General features: G+C 73.2%; 7 protein-coding genes. 2 read left to right on the top strand and 5 right to left on the bottom strand.

Translation table 11 applies throughout. The annotated features are described in order from the left end of the window. Positions 1-1,357: oligopeptide/dipeptide ABC transporter ATP-binding protein (locus CCN42_RS34985; RefSeq protein ID WP_143662130.1), on the top strand; the 1,357-nt coding region annotated here is incomplete at its 5' end. 45 nt (positions 1,358-1,402) lie between these two features. Here CCN42_RS34985 and CCN42_RS42940 read toward each other — a convergent pair. After that, positions 1,403-1,552 carry a hypothetical protein gene (locus CCN42_RS42940; protein ID WP_158102178.1) on the bottom strand — a complete coding sequence of 50 codons (150 nt, stop codon included), beginning with the start codon at positions 1,550-1,552 and terminating at the stop codon, positions 1,403-1,405. Between the two features lie 293 nt (positions 1,553-1,845). Between CCN42_RS42940 and CCN42_RS34980 the strand changes: the two genes are divergently transcribed. Next, positions 1,846-3,168 (top strand): helix-turn-helix domain-containing protein, encoded by a 1,323-nt coding sequence (locus tag CCN42_RS34980; protein ID WP_245877608.1) that lies wholly within the window; start codon positions 1,846-1,848, stop codon positions 3,166-3,168. 50 nt (positions 3,169-3,218) lie between these two features. Here the strand turns inward: CCN42_RS34980 and CCN42_RS34975 are convergent, their stop codons facing one another. From CCN42_RS34975 to CCN42_RS34960, 4 genes are read right to left on the bottom strand one after another with little or no spacing between them, the layout of a single operon-like run. After that, positions 3,219-4,721 carry a maltokinase N-terminal cap-like domain-containing protein gene (locus CCN42_RS34975; RefSeq protein WP_143662129.1) on the bottom strand — a complete coding sequence of 501 codons (1,503 nt, stop codon included), beginning with the start codon at positions 4,719-4,721 and terminating at the stop codon, positions 3,219-3,221. Then, on the bottom strand, positions 4,718-5,344 hold the full coding sequence (locus CCN42_RS34970) for a DJ-1/PfpI family protein (RefSeq protein ID WP_086741412.1): 627 nt from the start codon (positions 5,342-5,344) through the stop codon (positions 4,718-4,720). The genes CCN42_RS34975 and CCN42_RS34970 overlap by 4 nt, the downstream gene beginning before the upstream one ends. Positions 5,345-5,346: 2 nt before the next feature. Next, on the bottom strand, positions 5,347-7,026 hold the full coding sequence (locus CCN42_RS34965) for a thiamine pyrophosphate-binding protein (RefSeq protein WP_086741411.1): 1,680 nt from the start codon (positions 7,024-7,026) through the stop codon (positions 5,347-5,349). 45 nt (positions 7,027-7,071) lie between these two features. Beyond that, positions 7,072-7,917: a type 1 glutamine amidotransferase domain-containing protein gene (locus CCN42_RS34960; RefSeq protein ID WP_043506355.1), complete on the bottom strand. Its 846-nt coding sequence runs from the start codon at positions 7,915-7,917 to the stop codon at positions 7,072-7,074. Positions 7,918-8,519: the final 602 nt, after the last annotated feature.

The raw sequence follows: 8,519 nt of genomic DNA, 5'->3' as shown, positions 1-8,519 counted from the left end.
CCCTTGGTGTACGGCATCCGGCGCCCTCTTTGCGCGGCCCCGGATGCCGTACACCAAGGGGCTGATCGGCTCGGTGCCCCGGATCGACACGGAGGTGCCGCCCACGCCGATGCCGGGCGCTCCTCCGGCGCCCGGGGAGGCGGGTCCCGGGTGCGCGTTCGTGCCGCGCTGCCCGCTGGCGGAGGCGGAGTGCGAGGTCGCGGAGCCGGAGCTCTCCGGGGACGACGGCCATGTGGCGGCCTGTCGGCGCGGCGGCGAGGCCGAGCGGCGTACGGCCGCGGAGCTGTTCCCCCCGGCACCGCACCGCCCGGCGTCCCGGGTGCGGGACGCCGGGCGGGAGCCCGTGCTCCGGATCACCGGCCTCGCCAGGTCGTACCCCGCGCCCCGGGCCGCCGGGTGGCGACGGGACGGGGCGCAGGAGGTGCGCGCGGTGGAGCGTGTCGACCTGGAGATCGGGTACGGGGAGACGCTGGCCCTGGTCGGGGAGTCCGGGGCCGGGAAGTCCACCACGCTGCTGGAGGTGATGGCCCTGGCGGCGCCGCGGCACGGGAGGATCGAGGTCCTGGGCCGGGACGTCTCGACGCTCTCCCGTGCCGAGGTGCGCCGGATGCGGGCCGTGGTGCAGTACGTGCCGCAGGACCCGATGTCGAGCCTGGACCCGCGGCTGCCGGTCGGTGACATCGTCGCCGAGCCGCTGCTGGTGCAGCGGTGGCCGGCGGACCGGGTGGCCGCGCGGGTGGCGGAGGTGCTGGGCCTGGTGGGCCTGCGGCCCGGGGACGCGTCCGCCTACCCGCACCGCTTCTCCGGCGGGCAGCGGCAGCGGATCGCCCTCGCCCGCGCACTGGCCGTCGAGCCGGAGCTGCTGCTGCTCGACGAGCCGGTGTCCGCGCTGGATGTGTCGGTGCGGGCCGGGATTCTCGACCTGCTGCGCAGGCTGCGGGAGGATCCCGGGCCCGCGTGTCTGTTCGTCTCCCACGATCTGGGAGCGGTGCGGCACATCGCGGACCGGGTCGCGGTCCTGCACTCCGGTCGTGTGGTCGAGACCGGCGGGGTGCGCGAGGTGTTCGAGCGGCCGGGTCATCCGTACACCCGGGCGTTGCTGGCGGCGGTTCGGGTCCCGGATCCGGCGGCGGTCGCGGTCCCGACGGAGTCCTCCGTCCCGCGGGGCGGCCCGCTCGCGGTCGGCGAGGGCGCGGCGGGGTGCCGGTTCCGGACATGCTGCCCGGCGTTCACGCGGCTGGAGGGCGGGCAGCGGGTGCGCTGCGAGCGGGAGGTTCCGGGGGTGCCGGACATTTCCGCGGGACGTGGGCGCTGGATCGCCTGCCATTTTCCCGCTGGGCTCGTGGAGCGGCGGTGACCCGCCGCGGTTCAGTGGCCGGCGGACAGCGGGCCCATTCTCCGGCTAGCAGCAGCCGGTGCCGCCCGAGATGCCCTCGGTCACGGGACGGACGGTGTCGTGCTTCGCGCCACCTGCTGCGACGTAGAATCCGCCGCACGCGAGGCCGGCAATGAAAAGCGTCGCCACGAGAATTATGAGCGACTTCGGCGTCACCTTTTCCCCCTCCTCATAGGAATGTCTTTCCTGACACATATAGTCATGCAACTCGACAGATCAAGTCAAGTTTTAGGCGGCAAAATATAATTCGACGGAATCGGAATTTCCCTTTCCCGTAGCGGCATATGCCGAACGGGAGGAACGGTGGATTTTCTGTCAGCCGTCCGCAAAGATGCACGAACCCGTTGGCGTGGACCAGTCATGCTGGTATCGTGATCTATGACATCTCAAGTCATGCGCTCACACCGGGAAGCCATATGGATCATGTCGCAAGCGCATCTCCGATCCAGGTGGGCAAGCGTATCCGGGACCTTCGCGTCAAGCGCGGCCTGAAGCAGCAGGACCTCGCGTCCAGCGATATCTCCGCGAGCTACATCTCGCTCATCGAATCAGGCAAAAGGGCCCCCTCGGACGCGGTACTCGCCACCCTCGCCAGGAAACTCGGCTGTTCTCCGGACCACCTGAAGACCGGGCACGACGATCACGCCCTGGAAGACGCGCGGCTGAAGCTCGCCTTCGCGGAAATGGCGCTGCGCAACGGGGACAACGGAGCGGCGCTCCAGTCCTTCGGCGAGCTTTTGGCCAAGCCCGACCTGCTCGATCCGCCGACGCTGCTGCGCACCCGTATGGGCCAGGCGGCAGCGCTGGAGAAGCTGGACCGGATCGAGGCCGCGATCCCGGTCCTGGAGGAACTGCTCAAGGAACCGGCGCTCGCGGCCGGCTCGGACGAATGGTGCCGGGTCTCGGTCGCGCTCAGCCGCTGCTACCGCAACATGGGGGACCTCGCCCTCAGCATCGAGATCGGCGAGCGCGCCCTGGCCACGCTGGACGCGCTCGGCCTGGACATCACCGTGGACCACATCCAGGTGGGCGCCACCCTCATCGCCTCCTACTACCTGCGGGGCGACTTCACCCGGGCCCATCTGCTCGCCCAGAAGCTCATCCCGGTGGCGGAGCAGCACGGCAGCCGGGCCGGCCGCGGGTCCGTGTACTGGAACGCCGGACTCGTCGCCCTCTCGCGCGGGCAGCTCCGCGAGGCACTGGCCCTCACCGAGCGCGCCCTCGTGCTGATGTCCGACGACGACAATCTGCGGCACGTGGCGATGCTGAAGCTGAACGTCGCCTGGCTGGAGCTGATGTCCGACCACCCCGACCCGGCCCGTGCCAAGGAACTGCTGGAGGACGCCGGGCAGAGCCTCGCGGAGGTCGGCACCGCCGTCGAGCAGGCCAAGTGCGAGATCTCCCTCACCGACGCGCACACCCAGCTCGGCCAGTGGGACGACGCCGCGGTGCACGCCCGCCGAGCTCTCGGACTGCTCAGTTCCGGGCCCCGGCTCGAGGCCGTGGCGGCCCGGGTCAGGCTCGCCGAACTGCACCTGCTGCGCGGCGAGACGGAGGAGGGCCTCCAGTCGCTGCACGCGGCCACCCGGCAGCTGCGGCACTTCACCCCGTCGTACGAGACGGCGCACGAGTGGCGCCACCTCGGAGACGTGTGGAAGCGCCAAGGCCGCACCAAGGAGGCGCTGGAGGCCTACGACCAGGCCCTGGTGGCCACCGGTATGCCGATGTCCTACGACCCGGCGCGGTCTCTGGCCCGGCAGCACCAGAGCTAGTCCGGTCCGGTGTCCGGGCACACCGGCCCCCCCTCCCCCGTCGGTTCTCATCAGTGCGCCCGGCCCCCCGCCAGCCGGTGCACCGCGGCGAGCGGCACCGGCAGCCAGTGCGGCCGGTGCCGCGCCTCGTAGACGACCTCGTACACCGCCCGGTCCGCCTCGAAGGCGGTCAGCTGCGCGGACCGGCAGGCCGGGTCCTCGCCGCCGCCGTCGGCGTAACCGGCGCAGAAGGCACGGCGGTTGCGCAGGGCCCAGGCGCCGGCCCGGCGCAGCCGGCTCAGCTGCCGGCCGGGGCCGGTGTCCGTCTCGGCCGGCCCGTTCTCCGGGTCGGCCGAGAGCAGGGCCGCCCGGGCCGCGTAGTCGAACGAGCGCAGCATGCCCGCCACATCGCGCAGCACCGGCTGGGGCAGGGCGCGTTCGGCGGCGGGCGTGGCCGGCTCCCCCTCGAAGTCGACCAGGCGCCAGTCGCCGCCGGTGTACAGGGCCTGGCCGAGGTGGAGATCGCCGTGGGTGCGCTGGGCGAGGACGGGGCAGCCCCGGACGCCCAGCCTGCCGTACTCGTCGAAGAGCGCGGCGAGCCGGGAGCGGTGCCGGGCGAGTTGCGGCACCTCCGCCACCGCGGCGGTGAGCCGGCGTTTCATCCGGGCCGCGTCGGCGGCGACGTCCTCGGCGCTCAGCCGCACCCGCGGGAAGGCCCGGGCGAGCGCGCCGTGCGTCTCGGCGACGGCCCGGCCGAGCGCCTGGGCGTCCGCGGTGAAGCCGCCGGCCGGGCCGGGGCCGGTGTCCGGGTCCGCGGAGGCGGTGAGGTGGTCCCGGGCGTGGGCGACCGCGCGCCGCCAGCCGTCCTCGGCGCCGGGCAGGAACTCCTCGACCAGTCCGAGGGTGAGCCCGTCCAGGTGCAGCGAGCCGTGCAGCCGCGGGGTGCGCGGGCAGTCCTGGCCGGTGAGCGCGCGCAGCGCCTCGACCTCGGGGTGCGGGCCGGGCTCGGGGCGGCGGTACAGCTTGAGCAGGAGCCGGTCGCCGTACACCACCGCGCTGTTGCTCTGGTCGACGGCCAGCGGGCGCGGGACCAGGCCCACCGGCAGCGGGTGCCGGCCGGCCGGATCCAGGCGCAGGGGCCCGGCCCGGCGGCCGGCGAGGGCCCGCAGCAGGGCGCCCATCAGCGCCGGGTCGGCCACCGCGTCGTAGAGCCGCTGCCCGGCCCACGGCCCGTAGGGGACCGTGCCGATGGCGGCGGGTTCCAGGCGCCGGGGCAGTTCGCTCCGGATGCCGAGGAGCAGCTGGTAGGCGGTGCCGCTGCCGGTCTCGACGACGGCGACGAGGAGGTCGGGCCGGCCCTCGCCGCCGATGACCGTGACACCGGCGGGGCGCAGGGCGCTCATGGTGGTCCCCTGGTACCAGCGGCGGGTCGCCAGCCAGGGGGTGAGGATCGGGAGCAGCGGGCGGAGCAGCGTCTCGGCGCGGCGGTGTCCCGGCTCCGCGGCGCGCGGGGTGGCGCGCGCCGGGCGGCGCGCGCCGTCGACCGCGGCCCCGTGGTGGGTGGCGGCGCTCATCGCGGCGCCACCACAGCGGGTGAATCGTTTTCGCGCAGGGCCGGTGAGCCGTGCGGCCGGGCGGCGAGCAGATCGATGATCCGCCGGGCGAACAGATGGCAGTGGTCACCGGTGCGGGCGGTCACCAGGTCGTCGTCGACGACCACGTCCTCGTCGACGTAGACCCCGCCCATGTTGCGCAGATCGCCGAGCAGGTTGTTGTGGACCACCGCGCGCCGGTCGCGGACCATCCCCGCGACCGGGGCGGCCAGCCACATGCCGTGGCAGATGATGCCCTTGACGATGGCCGGGTCGGCGAACGCCCGGCGCAGGAACAGCGCGGCGGGCGGCAGCCGCCGCGGGTCCTCGGTGTAGCGGAGCCGGTCGGCGACCATGCCGGACGGCACGATGACCGCGCTGAACTCCTTCAGCGCGAACTCGTCGACGTCCTCGAAGGACTGGGTGACCGTGAAGGGCATCCGGTGCTCGTGGCCGGTGAAGGTCTGCCGGGGCTCGCCCCACAGCCGGGACAGGAAGTGGATCTCCGCGCCCTCTTCGGGAAAGCGGTGCCGGTAGTACAGGATCTCTGGTTCGTAGAAGTCGCTCTCCATCAGTACGGCGATCTTGTGCCCCGTCAGTCGCACGGTTACCGTCCCTTCCCCCGTCCGGTCACCAGGTCGATCAGGAACGGGCCCGGGTGGGCCAGCATCTCGGCGACCGCCGAGGCCGCCCCGCCCGGTTTCTCCACGCGCAGCGCCGGCACGCCGAGCGACGCCGACAAGGCGACGAAGTCGATGGCGGGCCGGGAGAGATCGAAGATCTCCGGATGGTCGTGCGCGGGGATGCCCTGTTCCCGCCAGTACTGCTCGATGTTGTCCTCCAGGAGCTTGTAGCTCCCGTTGTTGCAGATCACGAACTTGGCGCCGATGCCGTGGCGGGCCGCGGTCCACAGCGCCTGCACGGTGTACATGCTGCCGCCGTCACCGGTGAAGCCGACAACCGTGCGCTCCGGGTGGGCGAGCTTCGCGCCCAGCGCGCCGGGGATGCCGACGCCGAGGGAGCCGCCGCGGGTCTGGTGCCAGTGGCCCGGCTCGGTCGGCGGCAGCGGCCGGAACAGGTCCGGGGAGGCGGTCAGCGCCTCGTCGAACAGCACCGCGTCCGCGGGCAGCAGACGGGCCAGTTCCTCGGCGAACGCGAGGTGCGGCAGGTCCTGTGCGGCCGCCGCCTCCTGGGCGCGCCGGGCGTCGGCCGCCCGGCCGCGGGCGCGCGCCGTGGCCGCCTCGCGCAGCCGCCGGGCCGCCGCCTCCCGGCCGGCCTCGCCCATCCGCTCGGCCAGCAGGTCCGCGAGCAGCCCGAGGGAGCGCCTGGGGTCGGCGGCCAGGCCGACGTCCACCGGGAAGTTCTTGGCGATGGCGTCGGTGTCCAGGTCGATGTGGACGACCGGGACGCCCTCCCCGAACACGCCCTCCAGGGCCGGGAAGACCTCGGGCAGCGCGTAGGTGCCGCACAGCAGCACGGCGTCCGCGGCGCCCGTTGTCTTGCGGCTGTTCTCGCCGAACATGTGACCGAGCTGACCGGCGTACGCGGGGTGCTCGACGGACAGGTTGACCTCGGCCCAGTCCGCCCCCCACACATCGGCACCCCAGATCTCGGCCAGCCGGGCCAGCTCCGGCTGGGCCCCCGAGAAGTGGACGCCGTCCCCGGCGATCACGATCGGCCGCCGGGCGCCGGCCAGCAGCCCCGCGGCCCGCTCCAGGGCCGCCGGGTCCGGAGCGGAGGCGGTGTCGGGGTACGACACCGGCACCGCCTCCTCGCTGGTGGGCCGGTCCAGCACGTCGGCCGGCAGCACCACCAGCACCGGCCCGTACGGCGGGGTGCCGGCGACCTTGAAGGCGCGGCGCAGTACCCGGAGCGTGGAGTCCGGGTCGACCACGCGGGTGGCCCACTTGGTGACCGGCTTCGCCATGCCGACGAGGTCGGCGTGCATCTGCGCTTCCAGCCCCTCGTAGCGCAGTCCGGCCTCGCCGACCACCACGACGAGCGGGGCGTGGCCGCGCATGGCCTGGTAGAGCATGCCGATGCCGTTGCCGAGGCCGACTCCGGAGTGCAGCTGGACGACGGCCGGACGGCGGGTGGCCCGCGCGTAGCCGTCCGCCATGCCGACGGCCACGGACTCCTGCAGGGTCAGCACGTACTCGATGTCCGGGAAGTGGCGCAGTTCGTCGAGGAAGCCCTGCTCCACCGTGCCGGGGTTGCCGAACATATGGGTGACGCCGTCGGCCGCCAACTGCTCCAGGAACGCTGCCCGGGCCGGCCTGCTGTCCATGTCCTCACGCCTCTCGTCGTCCGGTCGGTGTGCGCGGCGGCGCGGTCAGTCCTTCGGCTGCGCCTTGAAGCCCCACTGCCGCAGGCCGTTCTCCAGGACCTCGACCGTCTTCTGGCCGGTCAGGTAGGAGTCGGGGGTGGACCGGCCGGTGATGAAGGGGTAGTCGACGATCACCGAGGTGGTCTTGCCGAAGTTGCCGTGGTACGCGCCGCCGGGGGCGGTGGCGTCGCGCAGGATGTACTCCAGCGGGTACGGCGGCGGGCCCATGTTGAAGTCGGTGCCGACGAAGCCGGTGCCGTCCAGGTAGTCGTACTCGATGCAGTGCCCGGTGACGTGCTTGCCGCGGATGATGCTCTGCCGGTCCTCCTGGTCGCGGGCGAAGGCGAGGCAGGTGACGCCGTAGCACTCGGCGGCGATCGGCCGGTCCAGGGCGTAGAAGGCGAGGATCAGGTCGTGCACCCGCCAGTTGTTGGCGAGGTCGACGATCGGACCGCTGCCGCCGACGATGAGCAGCGCGTCGTAGCGGTCGGCGATCTGCTCCTGGACCTTCTCCAGGCGGGTGTTGTACGCCTCCCAGTCACGCAGGAAGTAGGGCTTGGAACGGTACGGACGGTCGGGCAGCCAGGACGACAGGTCCAGCGGGTGGTCCAGGCGGTCGGAGGCCTCGACGGCCTTCACCTTGGCCGCCATCTCGGGCGTCGTGACGGAGCGCCCGAGCGGCGGGTCGATGTAGTCGGGGTCCATGCTCGGGGGCAGCGCCACGGGCCGCTTGCCGGTCGGAGTGGCGAAGGTGACGTGGTAGCCCGCCTTGTCGAAGGTCTCCAGGGGGCCGATCAGTTCCTCGCCCCAGTACCCGTACTCGGACAGGACGACGAGGATGCGCCTGCTCATGGGGGTTCCTCTCCTTCGGCGGTCGATTCGGACACGCGAACTGACGAACCCATGTCTAGTTTTCCGGGTTTGGCCGGTACCAGGCCCCTCCCCCGCCGACGGCGCACATAGCGAAGTGGCAGACGGCACTACGGCAACTCGCCCCACGACGTGCCGTGTTGCCCAGCCGCGGGCCAGTGCGGCGCCCGCGGCCGTCAGCAGGGCGCAGAGCACGGCCGCGACGAGGAACACCCCGGCCGTACGGCCCGCCCGCAGCTGCGGGGCCGCCAGTTCCACGGCCAGGCCGCCCGCCAGCACGCCCGAGGTGGCCGGCAGCGAGGCGGCGGTGGCCCGGCGGTGCGCCGGGAGCAGCCGGGGCAGCCAGGTCTGCAGGGTGGTGTGCAGCAGCGTCCAGGACAGGCCGAGGAGCACCGCCACGCCGGTGAGCACGGCCGGGGTGACCCACGCGGCACCCGTGAGCGCCGCGGTGACGCCGAGCAGCCCGCCCACCGTGACCAGCCGGGCCGGGGACCACCGGATCACGCCGCGGCGCTCACGGGTGCCGCGTGGGTCACCCCGGCCGTGCTCACCGGCGTGGCGGTGCTCCTCGGCCTGTCCTGGAC

Source organism: Streptomyces glaucescens (assembly GCF_002154375.1).
GTDB lineage: Bacteria > Actinomycetota > Actinomycetes > Streptomycetales > Streptomycetaceae > Streptomyces > Streptomyces glaucescens.
The sequence above is the reverse complement of the archived record's forward strand: the minus strand, read 5'-3'. Positions and strand labels throughout refer to the sequence as shown.